The sequence below is a fragment of the Streptomyces mutabilis genome (assembly GCF_014649815.1).
In the GTDB taxonomy this organism is placed as follows: domain Bacteria; phylum Actinomycetota; class Actinomycetes; order Streptomycetales; family Streptomycetaceae; genus Streptomyces; species Streptomyces mutabilis.
Genome location: NZ_BMTT01000001.1, coordinates 771,488 through 790,832 on the forward strand (window position 1 = coordinate 771,488; position 19,345 = coordinate 790,832).

Here is a 19,345-nt window from a genome sequence, read left to right on the forward strand (position 1 = left end):
GGCTCAATCCTGACATACGCCTCCGGCACCCGCGTGGGTCCGGAAAACGGGCTAGCCGCCCGTCCCCGTGAGGTACGCCGAGACGACCACGTTGGCCGTGTAGCCGCCCGTGGCGGGGTCGAAGGTGCCGCCGCAGGTGATCAGGCGGAGTTCGGCGCGGCCGGTGTCGCGCGGGCCGTAGGCCTGCTGGGCGTCGAAGCCGTCGCGGGTGAGGACCTGGACGTCGTCGACGGTGAACTCGGCGACCTCGGCGTCCTCGCGGACCACGCGGATCGTCTCGCCGGGTTCCAGGGTGCTGACCTCGTAGAAGACGGCGGGCCGGGTCTCGGTGTCGACGTGGCCCACCAGGAGCGCGGTCCCGGCCGCTCCCGGCGTCACGCCGTCGGCGTACCAGCCGACGGAGCCGGGGCGGTCGAAGGGCGGTGGTTCGATGGCGCCCTTGGTGTCGAGGCCGCTGGCGAGGACCGGGGCCCGGATGTCGAGTTCGGGGATGTCCAGGCGCTGCGGCAGGGCGTCGCCGAGGGGCTCGTGGGCGGGCGGCAGCGGTATGTCGGGCGGTCGGCCGGCGGCCGCCATGTCGCCGGTGGTCGGCACGGATATGCCCTCGCGCACGTCGGTGGCCTCGCGGCCCCACAGCCACAGCCCGAGCAGCAGCACCGTCCAGGCGATGCCGGTCACCAGGCGGCCGCCGGGGGTGACGGGACCGATGGGGCCGACGGGGCGCTGCCGGTCCTGTTCGGGCGTGGTCGGCCCGTTCCCTTCACACGTGGTCGGACCGTGTCGCTCGGACGTGGTCGGTCCGTCTCGTTCGGGCGTGGTGGGTCCGTTCCGTTCGGACATGGTCAGTCCGTCCCGCGGCTCCGGCTGCGGACACCGCGCAGCGCGACGGCGACGGCGGCGATGCCCGCGAGCACCAGGCCGGTCACGGTGTGCGCCGTGCCGGGGGGCTCGGGCCGGACCTCGTCGCGGGTGTCGGAGGCGGCGAGCCGTGCGGTGCCGCCGCCGCCCGCGTCGACGGGGGCGACGGGCGAGGCGGGTGCCGCCGGCCGCTGTCGCTCGGCGACGGTGACGGTGCCCTCGCGCGCGTCCTGGCCGCACTCGACCCGCACGACGTACGCGCCGGCCTCCATGGTGGAGCGGACCGTGCCGGCCCCGACGAGGGCGCCGTCGGAGCTCGACGGGGAGAGCTTCGCGTCGGAGACGAACGCCGCCGACACGGCGACGGCCGTCTTCTCGGTGCAGTCGGGCACGCGGAGCCTCACGTCGCTGCCGGGCGCCGGGGAGGACGGTGACACCGAGACGCCCCCTCCGTCCGCCGGGTGGGCGGCGGGTGCGGCCGAGGCGAGCGGTGCGATCGGGGCGAGCACCGCGGCCGCCGCCGCTCCGGCGCAGAGAGTGACTTTCAGTGAGCCCATCGTGTACCTCCAGTTACCTGGAGACTCCCCCGCGGGACCGGCCCCCGCATCCTGCGCGGGGGCCGGCGTGCTCCGAACGGGTTATACCGAGGAACGGCGCGTTTGAGGCGGCTCAGACCCGTTCGACGAGGTCCGCGATCGAGTCGACCACCTTGGACGGCCGGTACGGGAAGGCATCCACCTGCTCCGGCCGGGTCAGGCCGGTGAGGACGAGGAAGGTCTGCATCCCGGCCTCGATGCCGGCCAGCACGTCGGTGTCCATGCGGTCACCGATCATCGCGCTGGTCTCGGAGTGGGCACCGATCGCGTTGAGGCCGGTGCGCATCATCAGCGGGTTGGGCTTGCCCGCGAAGTACGGCTGCTTGCCGGTCGCCTTGGTGATCAGCGCCGCCACCGCGCCGGTCGCCGGGAGCGGCCCCTCGGTGGAGGGGCCGGTCTCGTCGGGGTTGGTGCAGATGAAGCGGGCACCCGCGTTGATCAGCCGGACCGCCTTCGTCATGGCCTCGAAGGAGTACGTGCGGGTCTCGCCGAGGACCACGTAGTCGGGGTCGTGGTCGGTGAGGATGTAGCCGATGTCGTGCAGGGCGGTGGTCAGGCCCGCCTCGCCGATGACGTACGCCGAGCCGCCGGGCCGCTGGTCGTCCAGGAACTTGGCGGTGGCCAGCGCCGAGGTCCAGATCGACTCGATCGGCACCTCCAGGCCCATGCGGCGCAGCCGGGCGTGCAGGTCGCGCGGGGTGTAGATGGAGTTGTTGGTGAGTACCAGGAAGGGTTTGCCGGACTCACGGAGCTTCTTGAGGAAGGCGTCGGCGCCGGGGATCGGCACACCCTCGTGGATGAGGACCCCGTCCATGTCGGTGAGCCACGACTCGATGGGCTTGCGGTTTGCCATGTCCGGGATCTCCTGCCTGCGTGGTCCGGCGTGCGCCCCAGCCTAAACAGAGCGGGATCTTGTGGGAACGGCCGTCTCGGCTTCCGGTCCTTCTCAGCTTCCGGTGGTTCCCTTCCAGGCATCGGTGTACGGGACGGCAGCAGCGGCGGCAGCCCGACCCGCCACAGCACGTACGCCGGGGAGGCGCCGAGGGAGACGGCGGCCTGTTCGTGGCCGGGTCGAGGCGGTGATCGCCGCGGACACCGGCTCGGTAGGCGAAGGCGGTGACCAGGACGGAGCGGGCGATGATCACGATCCAGCGGGTGAGCACGAACAGGGCGTCCAGCACCCTGCGGTGCCACTGCTTCAGCGCCGCCGCGGCGAGCGCGGCCCAGGTGCCGGCCGCGAGGGCGAGGCGGACGGGGGCGCCCGGGTACTGGTCCTCGGGGTAGTCCACGGAGGGATGTTCGCAGTCGGGGGGTGACGGGGCGGCGGGCGGTCACGGGTGGCTTGGATGCCGGGGCCCGTGCGTGGCGCCGGCACCCGGGAAGCTGCCGTGACGGGGCTTCGGGTGCCCCGGGTGGGGGCGGCGCAGGGCGGTGGCGTCGGCGGGCGGGCGGGCGGTGGTCAGCGGCGTCGGCGGGCCAGCAGTACGGCCGCGCCGCCGGCGACGACCAGCAGGACGGTGGCGGCCAGGGTCGCGGCCGCCCTGCCCGGTCCCGTGCCGGCGAGTTCGTCGGCGGAGGGCAGGCCGGTGCTCCGGTCGTCCGGGGTGGTGGCGGCGGTGGGGGTGGCGGGGCCGGTGCTGTGGCCGGTGGCGGGGCCGGTGGTCTGCCCGGTGGACGGCTCGGCGCTCGGGTCGGCGTCCGGGGCGTCGGTTTCGTTCGGCGCGTCGGTCGAGTCGTCGTTGCGGATGCGGAAGCGGTAGTCGTTCGACTGGCCGATCCACTCGCCGTCGCCCCCGCGACGCTGGACGACGGCGGCGTTGGCGGTGACCTCGTTGGCCTCGGCGTCCGAGGCCAGCGCGAGCCGCACCTTGACGGTGAGGGTCTTGCCGGGGCCGACCGTGAAGCCGGGGAAGTCGTCGACCGCGTCTTCGCCGGCGCCTTCGCCGAACGCGCCGATCAGCTCGTCCCGGTCGGTGGCCTCCAGCTCCACGGGGTGCGGCCGGTCCCCGTCGTAGAACTCCAGGAGGGGCTGCGACGGTTCCAGCGCGCGCTTCTCGTCGACGAGGACGACGACCGGGTGGATGCCCTCGCAGCTGCGGGACGTGGTGTTGGTGAGGTCCAGGTACCAGGTGCCGTAGCCGCCGCCGGCCTCGTAGGCGGCGGGACCGCCGTGGAGGCGGGTGGTGAGGGGGAAGGTGTGGTCGTCGGGGGCCGTGCAGGCGGGCAGCGGCGCGCCGGGGTCCGCGTACGCGGGAGCGGCCGACACGGGGGCGGCCGACACGGAGGCGGCGAGGAGGGCGGCTGCCGCCGTCAGGCGGGGGGACGCGGGCGTGAACAGTCGCATGAACACATGAGCGTGCCGGTGGATCCCGGCTTCGGGCACCGCCATTCGGGCCACGACGCCCGGACGGCGGACGGACACCCCCCGATCGGCGGGCGGCGACCGGCGGACCGACCGTGCACTTTCGCGCCGGACGGCGCGAAAGTGGCGCGTTCGCGCGTTGCCGCTCTCCTCGGCGGGCCCCAGCCTGAAGGAGCGGGAGCGCTCCCACACTACTGAAGGGACTGGAATGGACACTACGGAAATCCGTAATTGTCATATACATGGCCATCCGAGGAGAGGTCGCCGTCCGGCACGTCTCCTGAGCGCCCTCCTCCTGCTCGTGCCGGCTCTCCTGCTGGCCACGCTCGCCCCCTCGCCCGCCGCGGCCGCGGAGCCGACCCCCGTCCCCCTGCCGTCGCTCGAGGCGACCACCACCCAGGTCGCCTCCGGCCTGCGCCGCCCCACCGCCCTCGTCGCCCCGGACGACGGCACGGACCGGCTGTTCATCACCGAGAAGCCCGGCCGGGTCCGCGTCTACCACCCGGACACCGGCCTGGCCCCGGCCCCGCTGCTCGACATCACCGCGTCCGTGGACGAGTCGGGCAACGAGCGCGGCCTCCTCGGCATCGCCGTCCCGCCCGACTTCGCCGACAGCCGGGCCCTGTACCTGGCGTACACGGCGCTGCCCGACGGCGCCGTCACCCTCGCCCGCTACCGGCTCGACGAGTCCCGTCTGGAACCGCTGCTCTCCCAGCCGCACGCCGAGTACAGCAACCACAACGGCGGCCAGCTCGCGTTCGGCCCCGACGGCAACCTGTACTGGAGCATCGGCGACGGCGGCGGCTCCGGGGACCCCTTCCGCTCCGGGCAGCGACTGGACACCCTCCTAGGCAAGATCATGCGCATCGACGTGAGCCGCGCCTGCGCCCCGCTCGCCTACTGCGTCCCCGGCGACAACCCCTTCGTCGACACCCCCGGCGCCCGCGCGGAGATCTGGCTGTACGGCCTGCGCAACCCGTGGCGCTTCTCCTTCGACGGCGCCGACGGGTCGATGTGGATCGGCGACGTCGGCCAGGGCCGCTGGGAGGAGATCGACCACCTCCCCGCCGGGCAGGGCGGACTGAACCTCGGCTGGTCCTGCTACGAGGGCCTGGAGAGGTTCGAGGGCGGCGACTGCGCGTCCGGCGGGCAGTACACCGAGCCGGTCTTCACCTACTCCCCGTACACCGGCGGCTGCTCGGTCATCGGGGGCCACGTCTACCGGGGCCGCGAGTACGCCGACCTGGTCGGCGGGGTCTACATCGCCACCGACTACTGCTCGTCCACCGTCTGGGCGCTGCGCCCGGACGGCAGGGGCGGCTACGAGCAGGCCGAGATCGGGGAGATGCCCACCCAGGTGACGTCGGTCGGCACGACCGTCGACGGGGAGTTCTACGTGGTCAACGACCTGCCGGGCGGCCTGCACCGGGTGTCGTTCACGCGGGAGGAGCCGGTCTGCCGGGTGGACCGGACGGTGACCGCCTGGGGCACCGGCACGACGGTCGACCTCACGGTCACCAACACGGGCGACACCCCGGTGCGCGGGTGGACGCTCGCGTTCCCGCTGCCCCTCGGTCAGACCGTCGTGTCCGACTGGAACACGGAGCTGACCCAGGGAAGCAACACGATCTCGGCGGCCAACGCCCCGCACAACGCGACGATCGCGCCGGGCGCGAGCGTCACGCTGGGCTATCTCACCGAGCACACCGGTGACGCGTCACCGCCGCCGCGGTTCACGCTGAACGGGGACGCGTGCGCGGTGGGCCGCTGAGCGACGCCGGGGAGCCGCGGGGGCGGCGCCGTGGGCGGGACGGCACCGGCGGCGGCACCGGCGGCAGACGCGGGACGCCCGTCGGCCGGGCGCGCGGGGGCCGCCCCTCGTTACGCGCCCCGCCGTTGGTGCCGGGCGCGCGGGGGCCGCCCCCTCACGCGTCCCCTCGCCCGAACAGCGGCGCGAGCAGCAGCTGGGCCGCTCCCTCCGCCACCCCGCGTGTCCCGCCGGGCGCGAGTCGCACCGGCACGGCGCCGTCGTGACCGCCCTCGCGACGGGCGCGGGCGTCGAGGACGGCGCCGACCCCGTGGACGAACGCCTCGGGGGCGGCGGCGACGGTACGGCCGCCGAGCAGGACCAGGTCGATGTCCAGCAGCCCGGCGAGGTTGGCGGCGCCCGCGCCCAGCACCCTGGCCGCCCCGGCCAGATCGCCGCGGGCGACGGCACCGAGGCACAGGGCCTCTATGCAGCCGCGGGCGCCGCAGGTGCAGGGCGGCCCGTCCAGCTGGATGACCTGGTGCCCGAACTCGCCGGCGCCGGTCCGGGCGCCCCGGTGCACGCCCCCGCCGATCACGAGGCCGGCACCCAGTCCCGTACCGAGGTGCAGGTAGGCGAAGGAGCCGTCCTCTCCGCCGACGGCGAGGCCGAGCGCCGCCGCGTTGGTGTCCTTGTCCACGACGACCGGCACGCCGAGCCGCCGCGCCAGCGCGTCCCGCAACGGGAACCCGTCCCACTCCGGGAAGCCGGTGACCCGGTGCAGCACGCCCCGGACGTGGTCGAGCGGCCCCGGGAGGGCGACACCGAGGCCGAGGAAACCGGGGACGGCGGCGAACGCGCGGTCCGGCGGTGGCGGGGGGCCGTCCGGGCGGTGCGGGGTGTCGTCCGGCGACGGCGGGGTGCCCTCCGACCGGCCCGAGGTGCCGCCCGGCGACGGCGAGGCGCCCTCCGACCGGCCCGGAGCGCCGCCCGACGGCTCCGGGGCGCCGCCCAGCGCTCCCACGGCGCCCTCAGACGGCCGCAAGGTGTCCGCGACCAGCTCCCGGGCCGCCCGCGCCACTGCCTCCACCACGGCCTCCGCGCCCGCCCCCAGATCCAGCGCGGAACGCCGCTCACCCACCACGGCACCGTCTAGGTCGACCAGCACCGCCCGCAGCTCGTCCCGGTCCAGGTGCACGCCGAGCGCGTGGCCCGCCTCCGGGACCAGGCGCAGTACCGTACGCGGCTTGCCTCCCGTCGACGCACGGCGTCCGGCCTCGGCGGCGAGGCCGTCCTCACGGAGCCGGGCGGTGATCTTGCTGACCGCCTGCGGGGTGAGCCCGGTCCGCTCGGCGAGTTCCAGCCGGCTGATCCCCCCGGCACCGGCGGTGCGCAGCAGGTCGAGCACCAGCGCGGTGTTGTGGCTGCGCAGGGCGAGCAGGTTGGCGCCGCCCGCCGCACCCCGCATCCCGCCGCCCGCCGCGGGGACCGCGCCCGCACCCGGACCGGACCGCACACCCGAGCCCGAGCCCGAACCCGCCCGCACGCCCTCGACCGGCACGCCCGACCCCGCACCCGGGCCCGGCCCTCGCCCCACGCCCGCAGTACCCGTCCCCGTACCTCTGCCGTCGGTCCTGTTCACGCCCCCATTGTCCCCGGCGCTTGCACTTTGGCAACACCGTTGCGAAAGTGGGACGCATGACTGGTAACCCTCCCGGCAGCCCCCTGCGCGTCGGCCTCATCGGCTACGGACTCGCGGGCTCCGTCTTCCACGCCCCGCTGATCGGCGCCACCGAGGGCCTGGCGCTGGACACGGTGGTCACCTCGAACCCCGACCGGCAGCAGCAGGCCCGCGCGGAGTTCCCGGACGTGCGTACCGTCGCCGGCCCCGACGAGCTGTTCGCCCGGGCCGCGGAGCTGGACCTCGTCGTCATAGCCTCCCCGAACAGGACGCACGTACCGCTCGCGAAGCGGGCCCTGGAGGCCGGTCTGCCGGTCGTGGTGGACAAGCCGGTCGCGGGCACCGCCGCCGAGGCGCGTGAGCTGGCGGCGCTGGCCGAGGAGCGCGGCCTGCTCCTCTCCGTCTTCCAGAACCGCCGCTGGGACAACGACTTCCTGACCCTCCGCAAACTGCTCGCCGAGGACGCGCTGGGCGACGTATGGCGCTTCGAGTCCCGCTTCGAGCGCTGGCGGCCGAAGCCGAAGGGCGGCTGGCGCGAGTCCGGCGACCCGGCAGAGATCGGAGGTCTCCTCTACGACCTCGGCAGCCACGTGGTCGACCAGGCCCTCGTCCTGTTCGGCCCGGCCACGCACGTGTACGCCGAGTCGGTCGTGCGGCGCGCGGGCGCGGAGGCGGACGACGACACGTTCATCGCGATCACGCACGCGAACGGCGTCCGCTCCCACCTCTACGTCTCCTCCACCGCCGCCCAGCTCGGCCCGCGCTTCCGCGTCCTGGGCTCGAAGGCCGGCTACGTGAAGCACGGCCTGGACCCGCAGGAGGCGGCGCTGCGCGAGGGCAAGCGGCCCGGCCCCGGCTGGGGCGAGGAGGACGAGTCCCTGTGGGGCCGGGTGGGCGCCGGGGAGTCCCCGACGACCGGCGGCGGTCACGTGGAGGCGACCGTCGCGGGCGACTACCCCGCGTACTACGCGGCGGTGGCGAAGGCCCTGCGCGAAGGCGGCCCGAACCCGGTCGGCGTCCGCGAGGCGGCGGCCGCCCTGGATGTACTGGAGGCGGCCCGCGAGTCCGCCCGCGACGGACTGGTGGTGACCCTGTGAGCCCCTCCCCCGAGACGTCCGTCCCGACGGTGGACGAACTGGAGGCGCAGGAACGCCGCCTGGTCTTCCGCCGGTTCACCAACGACGACGCGTGGGCACTGGGCTCCCTCCTGGTGGAGCTGGCCCGGGAGCGCGGGGCGCCGGTCGCCGTCGACATCCACCGCGCCGGCCAGCAGCTCTTCCACGCGGCCCTGCCCGGCTCGACCCCCGACAACGACGCCTGGATCGCCCGCAAGCGCCGGGTGGTGGAGCGGTACGGCTCCGCGTCGTACCTCGTCGGCTCCCGTTTCCGGGCCAAGGGCACGACGTTCGAGGAGTCCTCGCGCCTCGATCCGGACACGTACGCGGCGCACGGCGGCTCCTTCCCGATCACCGTGGCCGACGTCGGCGTGGTCGGCGCGGTGACGGTGTCCGGGCTGCCGCAGGTGGAGGACCACCGGCTCGTGGTGGAGGCGCTGGAGCGTTTCCTGGGCGAATAGCCCGTACGGCGGACTCCGGGAATCACTCAGCGGTCCCTCCGGTTGGCACGCGGTGTACGCACGAAGGACGATCACAACGCCCCACCGGAGGGATCGCAACCGATGAACGACGCGACGGCTTCTCTGAAGGAATCGGTCGGACGGTACGGCGTCTGGAGCGCGGCGCTGCACGCCGACTCCGACCCGGTCCGCGGTCGCGAACGGGCCGAGTCCGTCGCCGAGTTGGAGCGGCTCGGGTTCGGCGCCGTGTGGCTGGGCGGCAACACCTCCGCCCGGGACGCGGCCCCGCTGATCGAAGCGACCGAGCGCATCGTCGTCGGCACCAGCATCCAGAGTGTCTGGGAGCACCGGGCCCCCGAGGCGGCGGCGGGCTTCGCCGAGCTGGAGGTGGCCCACCCCGGCCGCTTCCTGCTCGGCCTCGGCGTCAGCCACGGTCCCCGGGTGGAGGGCTACAGCCGCCCGTACTCGACGATGGTCGGCTACCTGGACGACCTAGACAAGGCCGGGATGCGGGCCGGTCACCGCGTACTGGCGGCACTGGGCCCGAAGATGCTGGACCTCTCCCGGGACCGGGCGGCGGGCGCGATCCCGTACCTGGTCACCCCCGAGCACACCGCGCAGGCCCGCGAGCGGCTCGGCGAGGGTCCGCTGCTCGCCCCGGAGTTCAAGGTGGTCCTCGACTCCGACCCGTCCCGCGCCCGCGCGACGGCCCGCGCCTACCTCGGCCGGTACCTCGAGCTGCCGAACTACACCAGGAACTTCCTCAACCTCGGCTTCACCGACGCCGACGTCGCCGACGGCGGCAGCGACCGCCTGATCGACGCGGTCTTCGCCTGGGGCGACGAGAACACGATCCGCGCCCGCGTAGACGCCTTCCACGCCGCGGGCGCGGACCACGTCGCCCTCCAACTGGTCGAGGACGACATGGCCCACCTCCCGAGGGAGGGCTGGCGCAAGCTCGCTTCACTGCTGACGTGAGGTGAACGCCCCTGAAAGGGGCGCGGGGGACTGCGCGACCAACCACGGACAACCCGCACCAGACAACGCCCCCGCAGTCCCCCGCACCCCCGGCGGAGCGCCTATGCGCTCTTCAGCGACTGCCGCTGCCGCCCGAGCCCGTCGATCTCCAGCTCGACCACGTCCCCGGCCCGCAGATACGGCTTCGGCTCGGGCTGCCCCATGGCCACCCCCGCCGGCGTCCCGGTGTTGATGACGTCACCGGGACGCAGCACCATGAACTGGCTGACGTACCGCACGACCTCCCCCACCGGGAAGATCTGCTCGGCCGTCGTCCCGTCCTGCTTCAGCTCCCCGTTCACCCATAGCCGCAGCGACAGCCGCTGCGGGTCGGGCACCTCGTCGGCGGTCACCAGCCATGGCCCGAGCGGGTTGAACGTCTCGCAGTTCTTGCCCTTGTCCCAGGTCCCGCCCCGCTCGATCTGGAACTCCCGCTCGGACACGTCGTGCGCGACCGCGTACCCGGCGACGCACGCGAGCCCTTCCTCCGCCGACTCCAGATAGCGGGCCGTGCGCCCGATCACGACCGCGAGCTCCACCTCCCAGTCGGTCTTGACGGAGCCGCGCGGTACGAGCACGGTGTCGTCCGGCCCGACCACCGTGTCCGGCGCCTTGAAGAAGACGACGGGTTCGGCGGGCGGCTCTGCCCCGGTCTCCCGGGCGTGGTCGTGGTAGTTGAGCCCGATGCACACGATCTTCCCGATGCGCCCCACGGGCGGTCCCACGCGCAGTCCGGTGGCGTCCAGGGCGGGCAGCTCACCGGCCGCGGCGGCGGACCGTATCCGCCCGAGCGCGGCATCGTCGGCGAGCAGCGCCCCGTCGATGTCCGTCACCACGCCCGACAGGTCTCGCAGGGTTCCGTCGGCGTCGAGCAGCGCGGGCCGCTCCGACCCCGCCGTACCGACTCGCAACAGCTTCATATCCCCAACTCCTCGATCGCGGGCAGCCCGCCCGATGAGTGCGACCTGGGTGCGGCAGTAACGACAACCATCGGAGGACTGTTCGATCCTCCAAGGTCCCGTTCCACTCCGCAATACCCCGTTCACCTACTGGACCGTAGCCACGCGGGTCCACGCGGGTCCACGCGGGCCCGCGCGCGCCGCCGCGCTCAGCGGTACAGCACGGCCCGCTCGACGGCGCTCCACGTCGTGCTGGTGGCGACGTACAGCGCGGCGGCCAGCGGTACGACGGCCACGGTGACGAGCGTGAAGAAGGACATGAACGGCATGACCTTGCCGATCGCGCCGAGCCCCGGCACCTGCCCGCCGTCACCGGTGGGCAGTATCGGGCGGTCGGCCATCGTCCGCTTCGCGAGGCGATAGCTGAAGGCGGCGACCCCGGCGACGACCGCGAACAGCGCCACGTACACGAGCCCGGCACCGCCGAGGAGCCCACCGTCGCCGAGCGCGTCGGTCCACCGCCCGCCGAGCGGGGCGGCGAGGAGCCGGTGCGACAGCAGTTCGTTGGCCTGACCGCCGATCGTCGGGCTGGAGAAGAGGTGGTAGAGGAGGAAGAACGCGGGAATCTGGCACAGGCTGGGCAGGCACCCCGACAGGGGCGACACCTTCTCCCGGGCGTGCAGTTCGAGCACCGCCCGCTGGAGCTTCTCGGGGTTCCTCGCGTGCTTGCGGCGCAGTTCGGCGATCCTCGGCTGGAGCTCGGTGCGCGCCTTCTGCCCGCGTGCGGCGGCCCGTGACAGCGGGTGGACGAGGAGCCGTACGAGGGCGGTGAACAGGACGATGGCGGCGGCCGCGGCCCAGGCGCCGAACAGCGGCTGGAGCAGGTCGGCGATGCCCTCGACCAGGTTGGCGAAAACGGACATGGGTGAGTGAGCCCTCCGAGGGTCTCGTCGTGCCGGGGAAGTGAGAACAGCGGCATGACGACACGCCCCGCGCGGGGAAGTGACCTGGGTGAAGGACGTGCCCTACGCGGCGGTCGCCGGGAGGGCGTGTCCGGGCGCTCGGGGCCGGCGACGGCCGGGGGCGTCGGGATCGCGTTGGGGCAGGAAGGCCGTACGCCGGTCCCGGTCCCTGATGGCCGTACGCACCCGGGTGGGCGGCACGGCGGGCGCGCAGCGCGCGGCGATGACGGCGCAGACGGCGAGCGCGGAACCGACCGCCGCGGTCGCGGCGAGCGCGACGGTGGCGGAGAGGCTGCCGATGTCGACGAAGGCGACGGGGAGGATCACGAGGAGCAGTACGAACAGCGCGCGAGGCACCCGCGGCACGGTCCGGTTCCGGCTCATCCGCGGCTCCCCCTCCACCCGCTCGCGTACACACGTTCGCCCCAGTTATACAGGAGCCGCACGGAAGCCGGTACGGGCTGTGGAGCCGGACCGCACGGCCCCGGCCTCCGGCCCCCGGGGCCCTCACCCTCGTCGGCTGACGGCAGTACGGTGTCCCTCATGCGCCCCGACACGCCCGCCGAAAACGTCGACCACGCCGCCGAGGCGGCACGCCTGGAACGGACCGCCGGCCTCTACCCCGAGGACGCCGAGACCCTGCTCCTGCGCGCCGCGGCCCACCTGGAACTCTCCGGCGACCGCCCGTCCGCGACCAAACTCTACGACCGCCTGCTGTCCTCCGCCGCGGACTCCCAGGGGCTGGAGAACCCGTCCCTGGTCCGCGCCCTCAAGGCGTCGAACCTGTGGGAGTACGGCCACGAGGCGGAGGCCAGGGCGATCATCGACGGGGTCCGCACGGCGTCGCCCCGCGACCCGGCTCCCTGGGTGATCGCGGCGGAGTCCCTGGAGGCCCACGACGAGCTGGAGGCGGCGCACGAGACGTTCACGGAGGGCGCCCGCCTGCTGCTGACGGACGTCGCGGAACCCCCGTACTCCACCCACCCCCTCCTCTACGGCCGCCACCGCGTCCGCCGCATGCTGGGCCTGCCCCACGACGAGTGGGACGCTCTGGCCGACACCCTCCACACCATGCCGGTCTCCCTGGACGAGTTGCACGACCCCAAACGCGTCTGGTCCCTGGGCTCGGACAACCCGGCCGACCTGCAGGCGGAGATCTCCCGCCTGCGCGCCGAACTGGGCGCCTACCGCGAGGCCCTCTCCCGCCCCTTCCCGGTGGCAATGCTCCACTGGCCGGCCGACGAACTGACGGAACTGCTCGAGGCGTACCCGTCCCTCTCCGCCGAGTACCCCTCCTACGAGGACCACCTGGCGACGACGGAGGCCGCCCTGCGCGAGCTGGCCGCGTCCGGCACCCCGAACCTGGGCGTGGTCCGGGGCACGGTCCCCTCCTACGAGGCCTTCGCCGCCTCGGAGGGCGCCTCCCCGGCCGACGCGACCCTCCTCCCCCAGTACGCGACGACGCTGGCGGCCCGGGGCCGCGCGGTGGCGTGGCCGCCGCAGCGCGGCGCGGCCTGCTGGTGCGGCTCGGACCGCCCGTACGAGCGGTGCCACGGGGAGAACATCGCCGCTGACCGATGAGAACCGGCGCCGCCGGACGTCTACAGGTGCAAAGGCCTCACGCGGACCGCAGGACGCGACCGCCCCGGCTCGACCTCACCCCGAGGAGACGGACACCATGACCACCGACCAGACCTCCACCCCGGCCGGCGGCTTCTCGTACACCCTGACCCGCACCCTGGACGCCTCCCCGGCCCAGGTGTGGCAGGCCTGGACCGCCCCCGACCAGTACGCCCAGTGGGCCCACGCCGTCCCCGGCTCCGTCGAACTCGACGTCCGCCCGGGCGGCGCCTGGAAGGCCACGATGCAGACCCCCGACGGCGCCGAGTTCCCCCTGACCGGCACCTACCAGCAGGTCGCCGAACACCACCGCCTGGTCCTCGGCATGGACATCCCCGGCCGCCCCGGCCCCACCCTGATGACCATGGAACTCACGGAACAGGGCCCCCGCAACACGGTGATCACCCTCAGCCAGACCTGCGAGACGGAGGAGGAGCGGGACATGGCGGAGCAGGGGAGCGGGATACTGCTGGACGGGTTGGAGGGGTTCCTGGGGGACGGGGCGAAGTCCTGAGGGGCGGCCTTCCTCGGCGCCTTCCCTCCACCGGGACACCACTCACGCCCTGCTCATCTGATGGGCAGTCGACATCACGGCTGTCTCACACCGCCATGTACGTGGCCCGGTGTCAGTGGCTGCTGTTAGAACTGAGCCACATCGGAATAGTGATCCTGGGGTGGCATGGTGGAGAAGACGGGGGGACCGGCACAGCCGGTCGCGGGAGTTTACGAGCAGCTGATCACGGAGAGCGTGCACGGCGAGCTGGCGCGGCTTGAGGCCGCCGGGTGGAGGGCTGTCGACGCGGAGGTCAGTGCGGAGTCCTCGCCTCGTGTGCTGGCGCGGCACATCGGCGACATCGTGACTAGTCGCCTCAACCAGCTTCCGGCCGACCAGCGGGTTCCCTTCGCGAATCGCATTCTGGAGTCACTCGCCGCCGGTCCCGGCGATCAAAGCGATGGCGAGCCCGTCAGCACCATCGCCGACGGGCCTCGGCAGCTGCTGGCTCTTGCTGAGCAAGAAGCTCCCGGCGCCTATGCGATCCGCCCGCTGACTCCCCTGTCTGAGACGTCGCTCCTCACCAACTCGCCGGAGGACCTGAGCCTGGGCTCGGAGCTGAGGGCCGAGTTGGCCACCGCAGACCGCATCGACCTGCTCTGCGCGTTCGTGAAGTGGTACGGCATCCGCGTACTGGAGGACGCGCTGCGTGCCGCAAAGGAGCGTGGGGTACCGATTCGGGTCATCACCACCACCTACATGGGCGCCACCGATCGCCATGCGCTCGACCGGCTCGTGCGCGACTTCGGCGCCACGGTGAAGGTCAACTACGAGATCCGCTCGACGCGGCTCCACGCCAAGGCTTGGCTTTTCCGGCGCCGTACGGGTTTCGACACGGCTTACGTCGGCAGCTCGAACCTGTCCAGGGCGGCACTCCTCGACGGGCTCGAGTGGAACGTACGACTGTCTTCGGTGGCCACCCCCGCGGTCTTGGACAAATTCGAGGCGACCTTCGACGCCTATTGGAACGACTCGGCCTTCGAGACCTACGACCCCGATCGCCATGGCGATCGCTTGTCCGAAGCGCTGGCCCAGGCTGGTGGGAACACATCGACCAGCGACCTGAAGATCAACCTGTCCGGGCTCGAAGTGCGCCCGTTCCCGCATCAGCGGGACATGTTGGAACGGCTTCGCGTCGAGCGTGAGATCCGCGGGCGCCATCGCAACCTGCTGGTCGCGGCGACGGGAACCGGCAAGACCGTGATGGCCGCACTCGACTACCGCCATCTGTGCCGGGAGTCGACCGGCAGCCGACCCAGGCTGCTGTTCGTGGCGCATCGCAAAGAGATCCTCAAGCAGTCCCTCCGCACTTACCGTGAGGTGCTGGACGACGCCTCGTTCGGTGAGCTGCTGCACGGGGGCGCAGATCCTCGCAAATGGAATCACGTCTTCGCCAGCGTCCAGTCACTCAACGTCCAGCGGCTTGAGCAGTTGGCTCCGGATCACTTCGACATCATCGTCATCGACGAGTTCCATCACGCCACAGCCTCCACCTACCGACGGGTGATCAACCACTTCATACCGACGGAACTGCTGGGCCTGACCGCCACTCCCGAACGGATGGACGGGACCAACGTGCAGGACGAGTTCTTCGAAGGTCGCATCGCCGCGGAGATGAGACTCTGGGAAGCACTGGAGAACGACCTGCTGTGCCCCTTCCACTACTTCGGGATCCCAGACGGTACCGACCTGAGAAACCTTGGCTGGCAGAAGGGCTCGTACGCAGATCAGGACCTCGGGAATCTCTTCACGGGCAATGACGCCCGGGCCCGCATCGTCGTTAAGCAGATCCGGGACAAGGTCTCCGACCCGGGCTCGATGCGAGCGCTCGGTTTCTGCGTCACCAAGGCGCACGCCCACTACATGGCGGAGTTCTTCCGCAAAGCGAGCTTCGAGGCAGTGGCACTCGACAGTGACTCGCCTGCTGACGTGCGCGCCCGGACGCTGACCGACCTCCGTGACGGCAAGCTCCAGGTCATCTTTTCGGTGGATCTGTTCAATGAGGGGCTCGACATCCCGGACGTCGACACCCTCTTGCTGCTGCGCCCCACCAACAGCGCCACGGTCTTCCTCCAGCAATTGGGGCGGGGCCTCCGACGCACCGAGACGAAGCCGGTCCTCACCGTCCTCGACTTCATCGGACAACACCGCGCGGAGTTCCGCTTCGAAGAACAATTCCGAGCCTTGACCAATCTGTCGCGCAGTCGTCTGGTCGAGCACATCGAGCATGACTTCCCTCAGCTGCCGTCCGGCTGCCAAGTCATCTTGGAGGGGAAGTCCAAGGACCTCGTCCTCGACAACATCCGGACCCAGCTGGGCGCCACGGTGAAGACGCTGGTGAAAGAGGTCAAGGAGTACCGCACTCCGCGTCTCGCCGACTTCCTCCGGGAGAGCCGTCGGGAGATTAAAGAGCTGTACAAAAGCGACAATTCCTGGACGACCGTCCTCCGGCGAGCCGGCCTACTCAAGGAGCCCGCACCTCAAGGGGAAGAGACGCTACTCAAGCGCGCCCATGCTTTCCTCCATGTGGACGATCCGGAACGCGCGCAGGCATACCTTCGCCTACTCGAAGACGACGCCCCTCCCTACGACGAATTGGGGGCCACCGACCAGGCGTACGCCCGGATGCTGTTTTTCAACCTCTGGGACAACGCAGGCGGGTTCACCAGCTACCGGGATGGGCTGGAGTCGTTGCGGGGCCAGTGGGCGGTCCGTGACGAGCTGCGACAGCTACTGGCCCACGTCGTCGAGCAGGCCGACCACTTCCCCATCCCGCTTGCCGGTCCTTTGAGTCATCTCCCGCTCAAGGTGCACAGCGCCTACAACCGCTCGGAGATACTCGCCGCACTCGGGGTCGCCCGCTTCGGTGGCCAGATGCCGCGGTCCTTCGCACAGGGCGTTCAGTGGGTCGAGGAGCTTCGCACGGACGCCCTCCTCATCACGCAGGAGAAGAACGAGAGGGACTTCTCACCGACGGTTCGGTACAAGGACTATGCGCTGAGCCCGACCCTCTATCACTGGGAGTCGCAGAACGCGACGGCCGCCGACTCCCGCACCGGCACGCGTTACCAGCAACACGTACAGCGTGGAAGCCACGTCCTGCTGTTCATGCGGCGGTACAAGAACACCGACATGGGTAAGTCGCAGCCCTGGATGCTCCTCGGCCCGGCGACCTATGAGAGCCACACAGGCAGTAAACCGATGGCGATCACCTGGCGTCTGGAACACGAACTCCCGGCCGACGTGTGGACGTACTCGGGGAAGGTGAGCTGACCTGGGTAGGAAGGCCGGTGGGGACGTGTCCTGAGGAGACGAGGCCCACTCTCCGGGACGCGCCCCGGCCCGGCCCAGGCTCCCACCACGGCCTCGCTGCGTAAGGCGCCACCCGTTACCCTGCCCCGCATGATTCGCGCAGTGGTCTTCGACGTCGGTGAGTGTCTCGTGGACGAGACCCGTGAGTACGGAACATGGGCGGACTGGCTCGGCGTGCCTCGACACACGTTCCACGCGATGTTCGGCGCGGTGATCGCTCAAGGTCGCGACTACCGCGAGACCTTCCAGGAGTTCCAACCCGGTTTCGATCTCTACGCGGAGCGCGAGAAGAGGGCCGTCGCCGGACAGCCGGAGACGTTCGGGGAAGACGACCTGTACCCGGAGGTCCGGACGTCTCTCGAACAGCTACGGTCCGACGGACTGTGGCTGGGGATCGCGGGGAACCAGACGGTGCGCGCGGGCCGGATCCTGCGTGCATTGTTCTCCCATGACGTGGATCTGATCGGTACGTCCGACGATTGGGGGGCCAGCAAGCCCGATCCGGAGTTCTTCAGACGGGTCGCCGACGCCGTTCCCTTCGCGGTCGGGGAGATCCTTTACGTCGGGGATCGCTGTGACAATGACATCCGGCCCGCCCGCGAGGCGGGCATGCTCACCGCGCTGGTGCATCGCGGCCCGTGGGCAACTATCCAGTGGGGCCGCCCCGAAGCCCTGGAACTGCCGACTTTCCGTATCGAAGACCTGGCCGAGCTGCCCGCCGCGATCGCCCAGTTCAACGACTCATCACACTGACCGTCGTCGACCAGTCGTACAGACGGTCGTCCAGCTCCCGCACGCACCGCTCGTGTTGGTGTGCGGTGAGTGCACGGCGAACCTCGCGTACGCGGTCCATGCCGGTCGCGTACCAAGTGACGGCCAACTGATCCAGGGCTTTACCCGCGTACTCACAGGCCGCCTCAGCGTTGCCGGACAGCGCTTCCACGGCCGCCAGGTCGCCGTAGACGACCGTGCGTTGTTTGTCGTCGGCGGAGGTCATGGCTTCGAGTGCTTCCAATAGTGTCTGGCGGGCCTGTGGGCGGTGTCCGGCGAGCAATTGGGTGTTGCCCTTGAAGGCCGCGAGCCTGGCCGGTGAGAACCAGTCCATCCACGAGGGCGTCGGATGCTCGTTGCCGTCCTTCAGGACGTCTTCCGCGTGGCCGATCAGATGCAGGGCCGTGCGGGTGTCACCGCACCGGGTTTCGCATTCGGCCTCGACCGCATCCAGCCAGGCTAGGAACTCCGCTGACGCGGGAGCCCGGCGTGCATACGTGCGCGCCGCGATCATGCGCTCCTGGGCGGACTCCCTATCTCCCGCCCAACCGGGGATGAAGGCCATGTGCGCGATGATCGCCGAGCCGAGCATCGGGTCGTCGGCTTCACCCGCCGACTGCAGGGCGAGGAGAAGGGTCTCGTTGGCCGCATCCGTTTCACGGAGATCGAAGAACTCGATCCTGCCCGCCAAAAGGTAGGTCTCGGCCAGCGCGGCAGCGATCACGCGACGCGTGGCGTCCTCCGTCTCCCGGAGTAGCACGCAGCCCAGCGCGGCGTGGGCCGCGACGGCTGGATGGAGCTTCGCCGGTGCCACCGACCAGTACAGCCGGCGATGGGACCTGGTGACCGACTCGAAGTCCGCTCCGACGGTCATCGGCTGAGATGCCGCAACACTCCTGCCGGTCGTTACGGCCAGCCCAAGACCCGCCGTTCCCCCTGCGGCCAACGCACGGCGCACGGCATCGGGCTTGGGCCCCTCTGAGCCCCACGGCGGCACGAACCCGAGTGCTTCCACACTCTGCCCCAGCAGGTGCACGAGCACTCTTTGACAATCCGGCTGTGGCCAGGGCGGGTTGACCGACTCCCATCGACGGACCTGCCGTACGCCGACGGACAGACCGCGAATGCCCATGCGCCTCGCATGCTCCGTGAGGGCGTCCGCCAAGTCTTGCTGCGAGTTGAATCCGGCTGCTACTCGGGCGGCTTTGAGTCGGACGTTGCCTGTCGGCCTGGACATGGGGACCTCCTGCGGGCTGCTGCTCCAGAGCTTCGCACAGCACGGCCGAAGCTGGACAGCTCATCACCCCGAAGGCGTCATCGAGGCCCTTTCGAAGTCCTCTCAGGGGCCTCTTCAAGTCCTAGATGTGGGCGATGACTTCGTGGACTCTGAG

General features: G+C 71.5%; 17 protein-coding genes and 1 pseudogene. 8 read left to right on the top strand and 10 right to left on the bottom strand.

Going from position 1 to position 19,345, the window contains the following annotated elements; all coding sequences use genetic code 11:
- Window positions 1-51: 51 nt before the first annotated feature.
- The 5 genes and pseudogenes from IE142_RS03410 to IE142_RS03425 all read right to left on the bottom strand — a co-directional run bounded on the left by IE142_RS03410 (window position 52) and on the right by IE142_RS03425 (window position 3,798).
- Window positions 52-840 (bottom strand): class F sortase, encoded by a 789-nt coding sequence (locus IE142_RS03410; protein ID WP_229830129.1) that lies wholly within the window; start codon window positions 838-840, stop codon window positions 52-54.
- 2 nt (window positions 841-842) lie between these two features.
- Window positions 843-1,415, bottom strand: a complete 573-nt coding sequence (locus IE142_RS03415) for a hypothetical protein (RefSeq protein WP_191884290.1) — start codon at window positions 1,413-1,415, stop codon at window positions 843-845.
- 112 nt (window positions 1,416-1,527) lie between these two features.
- Window positions 1,528-2,307: an HAD-IIA family hydrolase gene (locus IE142_RS03420; protein ID WP_043372617.1), complete on the bottom strand. Its 780-nt coding sequence runs from the start codon at window positions 2,305-2,307 to the stop codon at window positions 1,528-1,530.
- 113 nt (window positions 2,308-2,420) lie between these two features.
- Window positions 2,421-2,701 (bottom strand): annotated as a pseudogene (locus tag IE142_RS36305) (ABC transporter permease); the annotation flags it as partial.
- 212 nt (window positions 2,702-2,913) lie between these two features.
- Window positions 2,914-3,798 carry a hypothetical protein gene (locus tag IE142_RS03425; RefSeq protein WP_191884291.1) on the bottom strand — a complete coding sequence of 295 codons (885 nt, stop codon included), beginning with the start codon at window positions 3,796-3,798 and terminating at the stop codon, window positions 2,914-2,916.
- A 319-nt stretch (window positions 3,799-4,117) separates the two neighbouring features.
- Here IE142_RS03425 and IE142_RS03430 point away from each other — a divergent pair, with 319 nt between their 5' ends.
- Complete coding sequence (locus IE142_RS03430; protein WP_229830132.1) at window positions 4,118-5,587, top strand: PQQ-dependent sugar dehydrogenase; 1,470 nt, start codon at window positions 4,118-4,120, stop codon at window positions 5,585-5,587.
- A gap of 154 nt (window positions 5,588-5,741) precedes the next feature.
- Here IE142_RS03430 and IE142_RS03435 read toward each other — a convergent pair whose 3' ends face one another.
- A complete protein-coding gene (locus IE142_RS03435; protein WP_191884444.1) occupies window positions 5,742-7,031 on the bottom strand; it encodes an ROK family transcriptional regulator in 1,290 nt (429 codons plus the stop codon).
- A gap of 230 nt (window positions 7,032-7,261) precedes the next feature.
- Here IE142_RS03435 and IE142_RS03440 point away from each other — a divergent pair, with 230 nt between their 5' ends.
- The 3 genes from IE142_RS03440 to IE142_RS03450 all read left to right on the top strand — a co-directional run bounded on the left by IE142_RS03440 (window position 7,262) and on the right by IE142_RS03450 (window position 9,798).
- Entirely contained in the window at window positions 7,262-8,341 is a 1,080-nt protein-coding gene (locus IE142_RS03440) for a Gfo/Idh/MocA family oxidoreductase (protein ID WP_191884292.1), read from the top strand.
- On the top strand, window positions 8,338-8,820 hold the full coding sequence (locus IE142_RS03445) for a heme-degrading domain-containing protein (protein WP_191884293.1): 483 nt from the start codon (window positions 8,338-8,340) through the stop codon (window positions 8,818-8,820). Before IE142_RS03440 ends, IE142_RS03445 begins: the two co-directional genes overlap by 4 nt.
- A gap of 102 nt (window positions 8,821-8,922) precedes the next feature.
- A complete protein-coding gene (locus IE142_RS03450) occupies window positions 8,923-9,798 on the top strand; it encodes an LLM class F420-dependent oxidoreductase (protein ID WP_191884294.1) in 876 nt (291 codons plus the stop codon).
- 101 nt (window positions 9,799-9,899) lie between these two features.
- Here IE142_RS03450 and IE142_RS03455 read toward each other — a convergent pair whose 3' ends face one another.
- From IE142_RS03455 to IE142_RS03465, 3 genes are all read right to left on the bottom strand, one after another.
- Window positions 9,900-10,757, bottom strand: coding sequence for a fumarylacetoacetate hydrolase family protein (locus IE142_RS03455; RefSeq protein WP_043372606.1), 858 nt, complete (start codon window positions 10,755-10,757; stop codon window positions 9,900-9,902).
- A 188-nt stretch (window positions 10,758-10,945) separates the two neighbouring features.
- Window positions 10,946-11,659, bottom strand: coding sequence for a YidC/Oxa1 family membrane protein insertase (locus IE142_RS03460; RefSeq protein ID WP_191884295.1), 714 nt, complete (start codon window positions 11,657-11,659; stop codon window positions 10,946-10,948).
- 102 nt (window positions 11,660-11,761) lie between these two features.
- Window positions 11,762-12,082 (bottom strand): DUF6412 domain-containing protein, encoded by a 321-nt coding sequence (locus tag IE142_RS03465; protein ID WP_191884296.1) that lies wholly within the window; start codon window positions 12,080-12,082, stop codon window positions 11,762-11,764.
- Between the two features lie 159 nt (window positions 12,083-12,241).
- Here IE142_RS03465 and IE142_RS03470 point away from each other — a divergent pair, with 159 nt between their 5' ends.
- From IE142_RS03470 to IE142_RS03485, 4 genes are all read left to right on the top strand, one after another.
- Window positions 12,242-13,279, top strand: a complete 1,038-nt coding sequence (locus IE142_RS03470) for an SEC-C domain-containing protein (RefSeq protein ID WP_191884297.1) — start codon at window positions 12,242-12,244, stop codon at window positions 13,277-13,279.
- 97 nt (window positions 13,280-13,376) lie between these two features.
- The gene (locus tag IE142_RS03475) at window positions 13,377-13,832 is read left to right on the top strand and encodes an SRPBCC family protein (protein ID WP_191884298.1); all 456 of its coding nucleotides are present in this window, start codon (window positions 13,377-13,379) and stop codon (window positions 13,830-13,832) included.
- 165 nt (window positions 13,833-13,997) lie between these two features.
- A complete protein-coding gene (locus IE142_RS03480; protein WP_191884299.1) occupies window positions 13,998-17,144 on the top strand; it encodes a DEAD/DEAH box helicase in 3,147 nt (1,048 codons plus the stop codon).
- 129 nt (window positions 17,145-17,273) lie between these two features.
- Window positions 17,274-17,936, top strand: a complete 663-nt coding sequence (locus tag IE142_RS03485; protein ID WP_191884300.1) for an HAD family hydrolase — start codon at window positions 17,274-17,276, stop codon at window positions 17,934-17,936.
- Here the strand turns inward: IE142_RS03485 and IE142_RS03490 are convergent.
- On the bottom strand, window positions 17,917-19,191 hold the full coding sequence (locus IE142_RS03490; protein ID WP_191884301.1) for an NsdA family TPR-like regulatory protein: 1,275 nt from the start codon (window positions 19,189-19,191) through the stop codon (window positions 17,917-17,919). The genes IE142_RS03485 and IE142_RS03490 overlap by 20 nt on opposite strands.
- Window positions 19,192-19,345: the final 154 nt, after the last annotated feature.